The following is a 14,635-nucleotide window of genomic DNA, read 5'->3' as shown; positions in this document are numbered from 1 at the left end:
TATGATAAGATATAAGCGATTATTATCAAATTTTAAGGATTTTTGTATGAAAAATGAAAAATGGGTTCTAAAGCAAAGACCTAATGGAAGACCGAATATAGAAACAGATTTTGAAAAAACTTCTGAGGATTTACAAGAAATAAATTTTGGAGAGATTTTAGTCGAAACTCAATATTTATCATTAGATCCATATATGAGAGGAAGAATGAATGCTGGTCCATCTTACGCATCTGCAGTAGAAATAGGTGATGTCATGGAAGGAGAAGTTATTGCAAAAGTTATAAAATCAAAATCTAAATCATTTGATATAGGAGATATGGTTAATTCAAAAATAGGTTGGCAAAAATATAAAATCCTTAGTGAAAACGAATTAAAATCAGGAATTATAAATAAAATAAATATTTCTAAAGAAATGCCAATAACTTATTCTTTGGGTGTTTTGGGTATGCCCGGTCGAACAGCTCATCTTGGATTTTTTGAAGTGTTAAAACCAAAACCAGGTCAAACATTGGTAGTTTCAGCTGCATCAGGAGCAGTAGGTTCATTAGTAGGACAACTAGGGAAGATATCTGGATGCACAGTTATTGGTATAGTTGGAAGCGATAAGAAATTAGATTATTGTATAAATGAGCTTGGATTTGATTATTGTTTTAATTATAAAACTCAAAATATTGATTCTGAGTTAGGTAAATTAGGTCAAGATTATGTAAATATGTATTTTGATAACGTTGGTGGAGAAATATCTGATGCAGTAATGAATCATTTGGCAGTTTTTTCAAGAACTGCAGTATGTGGACAAATTGCTAACTATAACGCAAAAACTCCCCCATTAGGACCAAGAGTCGCAAGAACTATGCTTACTAAACAATCTACAATGCAAGGTTTCATAGTCTTTAATTTTGAACATAAGTATCAAGAAGCGATGGATGACATGACAAAGTGGTTACAAGAAGGAAAAATTAAGTACAAAGAAGACATAAATATAGGATTTGATAATATTCCACTTAATTTCATGAAATTATTCGACAGTGAAAATTTCGGTAAATTATTAGTTGATATAAAATCATAATTTATAATTGGTAAGTTAATTTACTAATTAAAAATATTTATCACAACAAATAAGATATTATTAGAATTATTATTTTAAAAAAATCGAATAGGAAGATTTATTATGAACTTAGAGCCACCAAAAGGTAACTTAGATACAAAAAAAACTTATAAGGCTAAAATTGACACAGAAAAAGGTGAAATAGTAATACATTTATATTCTGATCAAACCCCAATTACTTGTGAAAACTTTATAAATCTTTCAAAAGCTGGATATTATAATGGAACTACGTTTCACAGGGTAATTCCTGGATTTATGATTCAAGGTGGAGATCCTACTGGAACAGGAGCAGGAGGGCCTGGTTATCAGTTCAATGATGAATTTGTATCTTCTCTAAAACATGATTCTGAAGGAATTCTTTCTATGGCTAATGCAGGTCCGGGAACAAATGGGTCCCAGTTTTTTATAACACACGGACCAACTCCTCATTTAGATGGTGCTCATACAGTTTTCGGTAAAGTTATAAGTGGAATGGATGTAGTGCTAAAAATTCGTGAAAGGGATCCAATGAGTGACCCTAATCCTGGAGATATGATTAATTCTATCGAAATAGAGGAAAAGTAATTATTTTATTATGTGATTAATATTGCTCCAATGACAATCATAGAAATGCCAATTAATTTTGGTTTAGAATAAGTTTCACCTAAAAATATAATTCCTAACAAAGCAGCGTAAACAGTTGAAATTTCTCTTAATGGAGCAACTAAACTTACGATTGAGTATTTATAAGCGTATAAAATCATTGGATATGCTACTCCAGACATGACTGAAATTAATATTACAAACTTAATATTATTTATTAGAATATTCTTAAAGTGCTTAATTCTCCTATCAAAAAAAATAACTGAAAAAATACCTCCTGTAAAAGAAGATATTGAGAATAGAAATATAGGATTTACAAGCTGAACAGCTAGGCTATCTATTAACGTATAAACTGTAATAGTAATTCCTATTAATAAAGGAGTTAAGATATTCATAACATTTGATTTATTTATACTCAAAAGATCCATAAAGCTAAGTGTAAAAATTCCTAAAAATACTACTAAAATTCCAAATATTGAAAACATATCAATATTATCTTTGATTAGGAAAATACCACATATGGGAACTAGAGCAACTGCAGTACCTCTAGAAATAGGATATACATAAGACAATTGACCATGTTGATAGGCTTTACCCAAATAATAAAAGTAGAAAATATGTATAAAGCCAGATAATAAAGATAGTAATAATCCTAATAATGATATTTGTTCTTGAAGTAAGAAAAAAAAAGAAAAAGGTAACGCTATAAGACCACTGAAAATGGCTAATAATTGTATGAATTCATAGGGATAATCAGACTTCTTAATTAAAAAATTCCATAATGCATGAATAAATGTAGAAATTAAAACTATAGCAATAATAAAAAATGACATTACACAAGTATACTCGAAAATATAAATGTTGAAATTGTAGATATTAACGACAACTAAGGAGAAATTATGTTCTTAATTAGAAGAAAATGCTTTACAACTAGAGATAATGCATGGAAAGTAGCTTCAATATTACAAAAAATTTGTAGTGAGTATGAATCTCAAGGTAGAAATAAAGCAACAATTTATGTTTCTGGATTTTCAACACCTGCAGAAGACTATTCAGTAAGTGCAGAATGGACACAAGAAACACTTGATGCAATAGTTTATGAAAATGTACCAAACAATATAAGAGAAAAATTATCTTCTGAATTAATGAGTTTAGTTGATTTTTATGAGATTGAATTTCATGAAGTAGTAACAGAAGAGAAACTGAATCAAAGAAAACTATAAAAAAAAGCCCTAATTAATAGGACTTTTTTTTATTGCTCAGACCTCTGGGGGTTATTTTTTAATATTATTTCAAAATATAATAAATCACATAGATAATTTAAAACGCAATTAACTCAATATGAAATCTTTAGCAATAACAGGGAATGTTGGTTCAGGTAAATCATCTGTTCTTAATATTTTAAGTCGTAAATCAATTGATACATTTGATTTGGATAATATTGCTAAATCTATTTATAAAGATAACAAAGAAGTAATAAATAAGATTGACAAAATTTTTCCTAGTTATGTCACCAAAAATAATAAAATTAACACTAAAGAATTAGGAAAGTTAGTTTTTGAAAATCCAGAAATGTTAATTTCTCTTAAGAAAATAATTTGGCCTGAATTAAGAATCTTTATTGAAAAAGAAATTTCTCATTCTAATAAAGAATTTTGCGTCTTTGAAGGAGCGGTAATTATAGATGCTAATTTCCATAAAATCTTTGACTATATCTGGATAATAAAAACAGATATAAATTTATCTTTAGAAAGAGTTATGCAAAATAGAAATTTTTCAAAAAGCCACTACTTGAGTATACTGGAAAATCAATTAAAAACTGAAAAGATGGTAGATATACTAAAAAAAGATAAAATTAGTTATTCAATTATTTGTAATAATTTAGATTTAATTTCATTAAGTAAAAAAGTAGATCTTGAGCTTAAAAAAATAATTGATTAATTTTATTTATATTTATCATATAAAAATTTTGCTACAGCAATATCTTGCATAGCTATCCCTAATGATTCATATAACGTAATATCATTATTTTTTTTTCTTCCATCAACTTTTCCAGAAATTACAGAAGATATTTCATTTATATTATTCCAAGAAATTATCCCTTTTTCAGTAGCTTCTATTAATTCCATCGACTCTATTTTAGCTTGTTCTAAATCATCACATGTAACAAGGTTAAATTTTCCTATTGATTCTGCTGAAATTTCTGAGCGTAACCAGCTATTACCACCCGCTGCATTTATGTGCATACCTTTAGATATTTGCTCTTGTTCAATTACAGGTTTAGTTGAATTAGTAATTAGGCAAACTATATCTGAATTTATTGTTGCCTCTTCACATGAGTCTGTTGCAATGACAGTTTTGTTTAAATTATCAGACATTTTTTTTGCAAAATTTTCTCTTTTATCTTTTGATCTTGAATATATCTTTATTTCATCTAAATTAAATTGTGAATTAATAGCTTCAAGTTGGGTTTTAGCCTGAAATCCAGAACCAATGATAGCCAATTTTTTGGAATCTTTTCTAGCAAGATATTTAGAAGCTAGTCCAGAAGCAGCACCAGTTCTAATTTGACCTAAATAATTTGCTTCAATAACAGATAATAAGCCTTCTCCTTCAGTTGAGTAAAGTACCACTACAAATGTAGCTTTTCCTTTCGTGACTACATAGCTTTTGTGACCTGCTATTCCTTTTTCTGGCCATGAAGCTGCCATAAAATGTAAATTTCCACCAGAATAACTTGTTGGTAGTCTTTTTCTAGGTGAATTAAAAGCCTTACCATTTGATAAAGCTTTCATAGACTCATCTAACAAATTAATAGATGTCTTAACATCTAAAACTTCTTTTACTTGATCTTCGTTGATGAATATAGTCATTACATAATATCCTTTAGTGCTTCAATAAATTGACTTACATCACCAGAATTATTCCATATGTGAGGCGTAACTCTGATTGCTTTTTTCCCTCTAGAGCTAATATAGACATTTTTCATAGCAAGATTTTCAACAAAGTTTTTAGGTATATTATTCTTAAATCTTAATCCTAAATAGTGCTTTGCTCTATATTTATTTTCAATACTCGTAAAACCCATTTCAGAAGCATAGCTAATAATTTCCAAGTTTAAATTATTAGAATGATTGTATATATTATCAACTCCAATATTTGTTATAAATTTTAGAGAAGATTCTAAAGCAGGTATCAAATGAAAATTACCTCTTTGTCCAAAATCAAATTTTCTAGCATTTTCAAAATTATAGTCATTATAAACAGTCATATCAGGGACAGAATTATCGATTGGCATAGGAAATTTAGACATCCAATTATGCTCTAGTGGCATACCATCATGATACTTTTTATCAATATATGCTAATCCCAAACTATAAGGACCTAGACACCATTTATATCCTGAAACAACCATAAAGTCAGGCTTAATTTTTTCAATATCAATTGGCATTGCTCCAACAGATTGAGTACCATCAATAGCAAATGCAATATCTTTATTCATAAGATGATTAGATAACTCTTGTAAATTAATAATGCCTCCATCAGTCCAGTGGCAATTAGGTACTGAAACCAAAGCAGTATCATCAGAGATATTTTCTAGAATAGCAGATGTCCAATCATCATTTAATGGCCTAGGAACAAACTTTACCGTACCATTTTGTTCTTCAGCTATTTTCTTCCAAATCCAAACATTTGAAGGAAATTCTTCATCTAATAATAATATTGTTTTCTTTTTAGATAATTTGAAATTTTTAGCAAAAACTGCAAAACCATAGCTTGATGATGGAACAAAAAAAATAGAATTATTATCTGAGTTTATTAAATTAGCGAATATCTTCCTAGTATTTTCAGGTTTTTTATAAAAATCTTCCCATTGAATTTTCCAAGATCTAGATTTAAGTTCAAAACCTTCTGATCCACTGATTATTGAAGACCTAGGAAGAAGACCCATATAAGCACTGTTTAGATAAGCAATATTGTTATCTAAATTAAATTCATTTCTAATTTTATGAAGATCTAAAGTCATTATTATATTTTAGCTTATAGTACATAATTAGATAGGTCTAAGTATTAGTGTAATTTTGTAATTGACTTACCTCACATTAAAACCCTAAAATTATCTTAATTGATACTTAGAAAGTAAAAGATATGAGCCTATTCAATCTAACGATAATTTTTCTACTCGTAATTCTTATTTTTTCTATAGCTGGTATATCATTCTTATTTTTTATAAGATTTTCTAAATACTTTTCAGCTATGAAATTCAAGGAATTTGCTGATGATACTACCGAAGGTGTTGAAAATAAAGTTAAACAATTACTAACAGAAAAAGATAATAAATTTTCAAATGATTTGAAGCAAGTTAAAGAACTGATGACTAAACAATATGAAACTTCTTTGAAAGAAACATTAAATCTAATTACAACAAATAATGAACTTAGAAAACAAAATAAAAATACTGAAGAAGCAATAAATGTAGCAAAAATTGAATTTAGTAAATTAACAAATGTATTATCAGGAAGTCAGACTAGAGGACAACTAGGTGAATTAATGGCTGAGGATATTTTTAGAAGTGCAGGTTTTATTAAAGGTGTTCAATATGAAACACAACAAGTGCTAGAAAATGGGACAAGACCTGATTTCACAATAAATTTACCAGAAAATAAAGTAATTCATATGGATTCTAAATTTATTTGGGAACATTTCCAACCCCTAATAGAAGAAAATTTAGAACAAATTGATCTTGAAAAAAGAGAAAAAAAATTTTTTGATACTTTGAAAAAAAATATTATAGATGAAGTAGGCGATAAGTATATTAATACTCAACAAAATACCTTAGATAATGTTATAGTTTTTGTTCCAAGTGATCATATTCTTTCATATATTTATGAAAAAAGAATGGATCTTATTCAATATGCTCAATCTAAAAAAGTAACAATAACTTCACCTGGTAATCTATTATTAGTCGTTGGAGTTATAAAGGAATTCATGAAAGTAGTTACTATAGGAGAAAATCAATCTCAAATTATTTCAATTTTAGAGAAACTTCAAATAGAGTGGGATAAATATACTTTAGAACAGGGAAAAATTGAAAGAGCATTGAAGACAGCCTCAGTAGCTCAGGATCACTTAATGGGAAGAAGAAAAAAGGCATTAGATAATCAATTTAAAGCGGTGCATCAACTAGAAACTCAGTTAGACCAAAATCCAGAAAAAGCTATAGATATAGAGGCATTACAAGAAGAAATAGAAGAAGAGATTCTTTTTGATAGTGAACTAGAAAAATCTGACGAAAATGATAAACAAATGTCATTTGATAACTAAACTAAATTTGATCTAGAATTATTTACTACTTGAGGGTTTATTATATTTTCTGGAATTTTATTATTTAGTACTCTTATAACTTCTTCGCATGTTCTTCTCTGCAATTCTTCATTAGAAGCTTTTGAGAAAAATGCAGTATGAGGTGTAATAATAACATTATGATTATTAAATAAAGGGCTCGATGGACTATCTGACATATCTTCAATTACATCAAGTCCAACTCCTCCTAAATGTCCATTACTGATAGCATTAGAAGCTGCTTCTTCATCAATAAGCCCACCACGAGCACAATTTATTAGAATTGCAGTATTTTTCATTTTTTTGAATTCTTTATATGAAAATAGATGATGTGTAGAATTAGTTAATGGAACATGAACAGTTATAAAATCAGATAATTCTAATAATTTCTCAAAAGATACTATTTCTACTCCTTCAATTATATCTTCTTCTTCTAGTAATGGATCATAAGCTATACATCGAACTCCTAAAGAGGCTATTCTCTTTGAAATAGTTTTACCTATCCTTCCAAAACCAACTATACCTAAAGTAGATTCACTTAATCTTAGTACAGGTATATCCAAACTTAAGTTATTCCAACCTCCTTTTCTAACCATTGACCAATGATCAACAATTCTTCTGTTAAGGCTTAGTATCATTGAAATTGCATGATCTGATACTTCTTCTAAACAATAGTCAGGTATGTTTGTAACAACTATTCCTAATTCTGTACATTTATCTATATCGATATTGTCAACACCTATTCCATATCTTGAAGCTACTTTACATTTTTTAGCTGCATCGAGTATTTCTGAATCAATTTCTTTAAAACAAAAAATTATTGCATCTGCATCAGGAACTTCTGATAGTAATTGTTCTCTTGATAAATTATTACAATCAATAATCTCAATACCATGATCGTTCAAGAGTTTTTTTTCTATTTCTAAAGACGGCCATACATAATCAGTGATTAATACTTTCTTTTTCATTTATTCCCCTAAATTGATATCTCTTTGAACTGACAACCTTCAACAAAATAATCAAAAAATTCTTCTTTAGTCTCTAATTCAAGATGATTAATTTTAGTCACTTGTTCTAAAAGTTTTTTTCTTAACATATTAGATAATAATAACTTTGTTGCACCTTCCAATGCAGAATTTCCTATTTTTTTTATTCTTTTAGTCGGATAATTAAGTATAAAACCAATGTTTTTTGCTCTTTCAATATCTATATAATTAGCAAATCCCCCAGCTAAATAAATTTCATCAATATCTTTTAAATTTATTCCAAAATCTTTAATTACTAAAGCTTGACCACAAACATTAGCAGCCTTAGCTTGAGCAAGATTAGAAACATCTTTTCTAGTTAGCATAACTTCATGATTTTCGTCTAATTTAACATATTCTAATTCTGAATTAAATTTACCAAGACTATTCATGAAATTATTATCTTTCATTTCAGATAAAAAATCGATTAATCCTGAACCACAAATACCTAAAGGTGATGAATCTCCAATTGTTTTATAAACATACTTATTATGGTCCCATTTAACATTTTCAACCGCTCCATCGTAACCAGGCATGCCATAAGTTATTTCACCGCCTTCAAAAGCAGGTCCAGCAGGACATGAAGCTGCAATAAAATTATCACCATTACCCAAAACAACTTCTGTATTAGTACCAATATCTATAAAAATTTTATTTTGGTTACTTGAAAAAAAATCTACTGCTATTAAGCCAGCTGAAATATCTGATCCAATATGGGAAGCAATTAAGGGTGGACTATAAATTATTGCATCTGGATTAATTCTTAGCTCTAAATCAGAAGCATAAACTTTTAATTCCGTTGAATTTACTTTTTTTGATATAAAATCAAATTCAGTTTGAGATTTATAGGGTTTAACACCAATGCTTTCAACATCTAAATTAAAAAAAATATCTCTCATTGTTGAATTACCAACTATTACTATTTCTACAATTTGATTTCTTCTGATCTTTATTTTTTTTGTAATTTCTCCTACTTCAAAATTTATTGCAGATATAATAGTTTTGTGCAACTCTCCTTTAAATTTTGTAGAATCATACGAAATTCGATTCATTACGTCTGAACCACCAAATACCTGAGGGTTTTCAAATGATGAAGTTGCTTTGATTTTTCCTGTTTCTAAATTAACTAAATTAAGAGCTACAGTTGTAGTACCGACATCAATAGATAAACCATAAATTACAGACTTTTTGTTGATTAATATTTTTTGATTTTCAGTTTCATTGATTATCACCGATTGACTAGTAATTTTATAGTTATTATCAATTTTATATTCGTTTTCAGATTCAAAACTAGTCAGTATCTTCCTATTTCTTTTTCTTGGAGTAAATGAAAGATCAGCTTCATTTTTTATAGTTTTTGCTTGACAAGCCAATCTGAAGGGAGAAGATAAAAAATTTTCTTCATTTGTAATTTCAGAAAGGTTGTTTTCTCCTTCAATTATTTCAACTATGCATTCATGACAATCACCAACTCTTCCACAGGAAGTTGGTATTCTCATTCTAACTTGATCAGCATACTCAAAAAGAGATTTGTCTTTTTCTAAATCTATTTTTGATTTTTTATGAATAAACTTACTCATTTTTCCTAATTGGTTTGTCTACTTCCCATGCTGGTCTATAGTCTAGTTTGTCTGAGCCTGTACAAAATGGAATTTCTTCATCTTTCTGAACATATTTTTGATTATGACAATAAAAATTTGCAGTACATTTACTCTTAACATTTTTATATGGACATCTATGTTTACTAATTTCATCAGCATTATCCGAAATTTCTTGAAAAATTGAATATAATTTATCCAAACTATTTTGAAGTCTTTTCTTTTTTATTGATTCTGAATCTTTTTCAGACATCTCGAGGCTTAGCTTTTCAATTCTTTAAGCAGAACAATTTGTTCTTTTGCCTTATCAACTGCATCTACAGCGCTTTCTCCATAAGCATCAGCACCCATTTCATCAGCAAATTCTTGAGTAACAGGAGCTCCTCCAACCATGAGTCTTACATCATCCCTTAGCCCAATATCTTCAAAATATTGTATTGTTCTACCCATATTTGGCATAGTAGTTGTTAGCAAAGCAGACATACCAATGACATCAGGTTCATACTCTTCAAATCCATCTGCAAAATCTTCTGGAGATGTGTCAACTCCAAGATCATGAACAACAAAACCTGCACCTCTTAGCATCATAATACAGAGATTTTTACCAATATCATGAAGATCCCCTTTGACTGTACCCATAACGACAGTTCCTTGAGGCTCAATTCCAGACTCAGATAATATTGGTTCAATATGTGTCATTCCGGCTTTCATAGCTCTTGCAGAAATAAGAACTTCTGGCACAAATATAATATTATCTCTAAATTTGACTCCAACTATAGCCATTCCATTTAGCAAGCCATCATCTAAAATTTCATTAGCTGAAGTACCGTTTTCTAAATATTCTTTGGTCAACTTATCTACAGTATCATTATCACCTTGAATAAGTGCAAAGGCAATTTCTTGCATTTCGATTGAAGTTTTAGCTATAGATTCTCCAATATGTTTCTTTTCACTTTCTTTGGTTACCCATTCAAATTCTTTGAGTAATCCCTCATGTTCAAACATATAATTTAATCCTCATATTATAAAAATAACAATTAATTTAATTTTACCACCATTAATTATTTTTGAGTTTCTGCTAACCAATCTGTAATACCTTCAGTTATAGCAATTAGATTTTCTGCTTTTGTTTTTAATGGAATAGCACACTCTGGTGCTATTAACTGAACCCCCGCATTTAAGCATTCAAAAACTTCTTTTTTTACATCATCTGTATCTTTTGAATATAATGTTTCAGGATTATTAATATTTCCCACTAAGGCTATTTTATTATTTACAGCATCCATAGCTTCTTGAGGAGAATTTTTTGAATCAAAATGAAATGCGTGCATTCCAGTTTCTGCAACAAAAGGCATTCTGTCAACAGTTCTTCCACAAATATGAAGAATCAGTGGAACGGTAAATCTTTCTGCCATTTCTGAATGAATATCTTGAAGGAATTTCTGGTAATATTGACCTGAAACTAAGTCTCCAGTTGCATGATCAGGAACTGTCAGTACATCTGCTCCTGCATCAACTTGAGCCTCACCAAAAAGATATGTAAATTCAGTTAATTTATCAAGAGCTTCAATTGTTTCACTAGGATTATCAACTGATCCTAATAAAAAAGTTTCAACTCCAAAAACATGATAAGCGAGAGTCCAGGGGCCCATAGTTTTTCCAATTATAGGAACATCCTCTCCAAATTCTTTTTTAAGTATTTTTATAGAATCAATAATCACTCTTACATCAGGATGATCTAAAAAATCCTTTGGAACCTTAACATCAGAAGCAGTTTTCCAAATTGGATTACTCATCCGAACAGTTGGCCAATTATCTTTTTGTTCCCATTGCATTTCACATCCAATTGCACTTGATTCTTGAATAATAGAAAAATATGGTGCAATAGAATCAAATCCAAATTCTGAAATTTCTGTTGCTGCTAATCTCGCATTTAATTCAGCTGATCTGCATGCTTCAGGGAAAGGAGCATCAACTAAATCCATCATTTCTACGGTTGCTACTGATGTAGGATTTGCTACAGGTGGTCTATCAACCTCTTGTCTGTTCAAAGCTGATAAAACTCTTTGCTTTTTTGTCATAGACTTCATAAGTACTCCCTATTGTGAAAAACCTAAAGATTGAGTGGTCATTTGACCTGCTTGATCTGATGCACTTAACATATTTTCAACTGCACTTACATTTCTTGCGTATGGCAGCAAAATTCTTACATATTCATCATGTTTTTTTGCATCAGGAAATATAAAACTATCAATGTCATTCTTCAAGCATTCTCCATATTTCAAGAATCCACCCACAACAGCCCTAATTCTTATATTAGGTTTGTCATGGTCACCCTCTGCATAAACTTTATAAACATATTTACCATCAATATTTGATCCTTTGATGAAAAAAGTTAATTTACTTTTATTATCTTTAGATTTTATTTCTCCAACTTCTGGCTCGGATTCAGGAGGCATTTCAACAGACTTAACAAATAAAAATTTTAGTGGCCTTAAGATTAATGCTCCTTTGGGTATTGATAGCTTGAAATCAGAGTCTAATTTAGTAAGTCCTCCAAATTCAACCATTTTATCTCGAATTTGGTTCAATCTGTCTTCTACTCCATTTTTTCTACTGTATGACCAAATAGTAAGTATGTCATTTTTTTGAAAAAGACCAACACTTATTTCGTTAAAATTAGGGTCCATTGATACTAGTTCTAAACATTTACCAAATTCTTTTTTAACCTGAGATACGTTCATTATGACTCCTTATTATCTCTGAAAAAGATGATATGTGATTTGTAGAGCAACCACAACAACCACCTAAGAAATTTATTTTTAAATCTATAAGTCTTTTATAATTTTTTGCCATATCTTCTGGTGTTTCTGGATAAATTATACTATTTTTCTTTATACTTGGAATCCCTGCATTGGCTTGAACTAATAAAGGTTTATCAGTAGATTTTCTAAATATTTCAGATATTTCTATCATTTTTTCTGATCCATTCCCACAATTTGTACCAACAACATCTGCACCGGTTTCATACAATAAATCAAGACTTTTTTCTGGCTCAAGCCCAAACATAGTAAAAAATCCTCTTGGCCCTTTATCGTAAACCATAGATGCAAAAACTAAAATATCAAAATTTTCTCTTGCTACCTTAATGGCCATCAAAGTTTCCTCGGTTGCAATTTGAGTTTCAATCATGAAACCGTCAACCCCACCTTCATAAAGCCCTTTCATTTGTTCTAATAAAGCATCATACATCTCACTTTCAGTAACATTACCTAGTGGTTCAATAAACTCTCCAGTTGGACCAATTGAACCAAATACGTATTTATCTTTATATTTTTTAGAAACTGACTTGGCTATTTGAGCTGATTGTTTATTTATTTCTATTACTTGATTTTCTAATCCATAGTGCTTCATTCTAAAATAATTTCCACCAAATGTATTAGTTAGGACAATATCACTTCCACTGGCAAAATAAGTATCAGCCATCTTTTGTATTACATCTGGTTTTTCAATATTCATTAATTCTGGCGACCCACCAGGCTCAAGTCCATTTTCTTGAAGAAAGGTACCTGTAGCTCCATCTAATAAAAAAATTTTTCCATTATTAGCTTCTTCAAGGATTTTTTTTGATGTGCTATTTAATTTTGAAACCATATATCAATTGCTCCTGGGGAAGGGTCTCTTTGACCAGAATCATGAAGTTTTCTCAGTTTATTTATAAATGACTTAGGTATATTATTATCAAAACTTAATACAATGTCTTCAGGTTCTTTATCAGTATCTAAAATTTTTCCCCATTCCCATGCATCTAAATATTCTCCAGAAGTTATTGATCCATCATGCATAGCAATAGCATCTATAGCTTGTTGAAAAAACAAGCTCAATGGGTAAGATGTTTCTTGCCCATCAGAATCTGTATATTTTATTTGAGTTGGAATTTCTTTCCAGTATAAAATTTTATATGAAGACATAATTTTTATTAAATAAAAAGATGATATTCTCATTATAATATATAGAAATTTATGTAAAATTTTTTTATGGCTAAAATAGTTATTGTAGATGATGACCCACAAGTAATTTCCTATGAATCTGAATTCTTTGATTCTCTGGAGGAATTAAATGAAATTTTTATATACAAAACCAGACCTGCAAACTCAAGAGAAATATTGGAAAGAATAGTCGATGCCCACACTGTTGTTATTACAAAGGCTACAACTCAAATAACTAATAATATAATAGAAAACTCTTCTTCGCTTAAACACATAGCAGTATTCGGTCCAGCACTTGATCATATAGATATTGAATCAGCAAAAAGAAATAAGATAAAAGTATCTTCAATTAGAAATGTTCTTACAAATTCAGTTGCAGAACATACAATTTCTCTAATGATGTCTCTTAATAAGAAAATCCCTGAATTAGATAGAAGAATTAGGGAAGATGAGTGGCCTTCAATAGAGGTGGAATTATTAGAAGGAAAAACACTAGGAATAATTGGTTCAGGAGCAATTGGTGAAAAAGTAGCTAGAATGGGGCATAGTCTTGGAATGAAAATTATTATTTCTCCCATGATTAGAATTGATAAAGTTAGATCTCTGAGCTTCGAGGAATATGCAAAAGTAACTGAATTAGACTATCTTTTAGAAAATTCAGATGTGGTTTCAATACATACAAGAGTAGAAGAAGGTAAAAAATACTTAATTGATACTGAAGAATTATCACTTATGAAATCTACAGCAATATTAATCAATACAGCTAGAGGGAAATTACTAAATGAAGAAGCATTATATAATTCTCTAGTTAGTGGGAAAATATCAGGAGCAGCATTGGATGTATTTGAATTAGAGCCAATTAGAGAAAAAAATAAGCTCAAGAGGTTACATAATGTAATTCTGACATCACATAATGCTGCAAACTCTGCAGAAGTCATAAAAAAAAGTATTAATATATTAGCTGAAAATATAATTTCAAACCTTTAGGAG

The 14,635-nt window shown here is 29.5% G+C and carries 17 protein-coding genes; 6 read left to right on the top strand and 11 right to left on the bottom strand.

The window, feature by feature from the left end; translation table 11 throughout:
- Positions 1-46: 46 nt before the first annotated feature.
- Together MK083_01135 and MK083_01130 are read left to right on the top strand one after the other, a co-directional pair.
- On the top strand, positions 47-1,069 hold the full coding sequence (locus MK083_01135) for an NADP-dependent oxidoreductase (protein ID MCH2673058.1): 1,023 nt from the start codon (positions 47-49) through the stop codon (positions 1,067-1,069).
- Positions 1,070-1,171: 102 nt separating this feature from the next.
- Entirely contained in the window at positions 1,172-1,672 is a 501-nt protein-coding gene (locus tag MK083_01130; GenBank protein MCH2673057.1) for a peptidylprolyl isomerase, read from the top strand.
- Positions 1,673-1,680: 8 nt separating this feature from the next.
- Here the strand turns inward: MK083_01130 and MK083_01125 are convergent, their stop codons facing one another.
- Positions 1,681-2,523 carry a DMT family transporter gene (locus MK083_01125; protein ID MCH2673056.1) on the bottom strand — a complete coding sequence of 281 codons (843 nt, stop codon included), beginning with the start codon at positions 2,521-2,523 and terminating at the stop codon, positions 1,681-1,683.
- A 66-nt stretch (positions 2,524-2,589) separates the two neighbouring features.
- On the opposite strand from MK083_01125, the gene MK083_01120 reads away from it, so the two are divergent.
- On the top strand, positions 2,590-2,913 hold the full coding sequence (locus MK083_01120) for a hypothetical protein (GenBank protein ID MCH2673055.1): 324 nt from the start codon (positions 2,590-2,592) through the stop codon (positions 2,911-2,913).
- Positions 2,914-3,031: 118 nt separating this feature from the next.
- Complete coding sequence (gene coaE / locus MK083_01115) at positions 3,032-3,631, top strand: dephospho-CoA kinase (GenBank protein MCH2673054.1); 600 nt, start codon at positions 3,032-3,034, stop codon at positions 3,629-3,631.
- 2 nt (positions 3,632-3,633) lie between these two features.
- On the opposite strand, the gene MK083_01110 is transcribed toward coaE, so the two are convergent.
- Both MK083_01110 and MK083_01105 read right to left on the bottom strand, forming a co-directional pair.
- Positions 3,634-4,563 (bottom strand): ornithine cyclodeaminase family protein, encoded by a 930-nt coding sequence (locus MK083_01110; GenBank protein ID MCH2673053.1) that lies wholly within the window; start codon positions 4,561-4,563, stop codon positions 3,634-3,636.
- Entirely contained in the window at positions 4,563-5,717 is a 1,155-nt protein-coding gene (locus MK083_01105) for an aminotransferase class V-fold PLP-dependent enzyme (GenBank protein ID MCH2673052.1), read from the bottom strand. Before MK083_01105 ends, MK083_01110 begins: the two co-directional genes overlap by 1 nt.
- 122 nt (positions 5,718-5,839) lie before the next feature.
- Between MK083_01105 and MK083_01100 the strand changes: the two genes are divergently transcribed.
- Positions 5,840-7,015: a DNA recombination protein RmuC gene (locus tag MK083_01100; GenBank protein MCH2673051.1), complete on the top strand. Its 1,176-nt coding sequence runs from the start codon at positions 5,840-5,842 to the stop codon at positions 7,013-7,015.
- On the opposite strand, the gene MK083_01095 is transcribed toward MK083_01100, so the two are convergent.
- Genes MK083_01095 through MK083_01060 form a run of 8 tightly spaced genes read right to left on the bottom strand, consistent with a single transcriptional unit; the run spans position 7,012 to position 13,627 of the window.
- Positions 7,012-8,001 (bottom strand): C-terminal binding protein, encoded by a 990-nt coding sequence (locus MK083_01095; GenBank protein ID MCH2673050.1) that lies wholly within the window; start codon positions 7,999-8,001, stop codon positions 7,012-7,014. The genes MK083_01100 and MK083_01095 overlap by 4 nt on opposite strands.
- Before the next feature lie 8 nt (positions 8,002-8,009).
- On the bottom strand, positions 8,010-9,638 hold the full coding sequence (locus MK083_01090) for an ASKHA domain-containing protein (GenBank protein MCH2673049.1): 1,629 nt from the start codon (positions 9,636-9,638) through the stop codon (positions 8,010-8,012).
- Complete coding sequence (locus MK083_01085; GenBank protein ID MCH2673048.1) at positions 9,631-9,909, bottom strand: hypothetical protein; 279 nt, start codon at positions 9,907-9,909, stop codon at positions 9,631-9,633. The genes MK083_01090 and MK083_01085 overlap by 8 nt, the downstream gene beginning before the upstream one ends.
- A gap of 8 nt (positions 9,910-9,917) precedes the next feature.
- Complete coding sequence (locus MK083_01080) at positions 9,918-10,661, bottom strand: corrinoid protein (GenBank protein ID MCH2673047.1); 744 nt, start codon at positions 10,659-10,661, stop codon at positions 9,918-9,920.
- 56 nt (positions 10,662-10,717) lie between these two features.
- Positions 10,718-11,746: an MtaA/CmuA family methyltransferase gene (locus tag MK083_01075; protein MCH2673046.1), complete on the bottom strand. Its 1,029-nt coding sequence runs from the start codon at positions 11,744-11,746 to the stop codon at positions 10,718-10,720.
- Positions 11,747-11,755: 9 nt separating this feature from the next.
- The gene (locus MK083_01070) at positions 11,756-12,400 is read right to left on the bottom strand and encodes a hypothetical protein (GenBank protein MCH2673045.1); all 645 of its coding nucleotides are present in this window, start codon (positions 12,398-12,400) and stop codon (positions 11,756-11,758) included.
- Complete coding sequence (locus MK083_01065; protein MCH2673044.1) at positions 12,381-13,310, bottom strand: homocysteine S-methyltransferase family protein; 930 nt, start codon at positions 13,308-13,310, stop codon at positions 12,381-12,383. The genes MK083_01070 and MK083_01065 overlap by 20 nt, the downstream gene beginning before the upstream one ends.
- Positions 13,295-13,627, bottom strand: coding sequence for a virulence factor (locus tag MK083_01060; protein MCH2673043.1), 333 nt, complete (start codon positions 13,625-13,627; stop codon positions 13,295-13,297). The genes MK083_01065 and MK083_01060 overlap by 16 nt, the downstream gene beginning before the upstream one ends.
- Before the next feature lie 66 nt (positions 13,628-13,693).
- Here MK083_01060 and MK083_01055 point away from each other — a divergent pair, with 66 nt between their 5' ends.
- A complete protein-coding gene (locus MK083_01055; protein ID MCH2673042.1) occupies positions 13,694-14,632 on the top strand; it encodes a 3-phosphoglycerate dehydrogenase in 939 nt (312 codons plus the stop codon).
- Positions 14,633-14,635: the final 3 nt, after the last annotated feature.

The organism is Dehalococcoidia bacterium (assembly GCA_022451965.1).
In the GTDB taxonomy this organism is placed as follows: Bacteria; Chloroflexota; Dehalococcoidia; order Lucifugimonadales; family Lucifugimonadaceae; genus TMED-70.
This window is presented reverse-complemented; position numbering and strand designations above follow the sequence as displayed.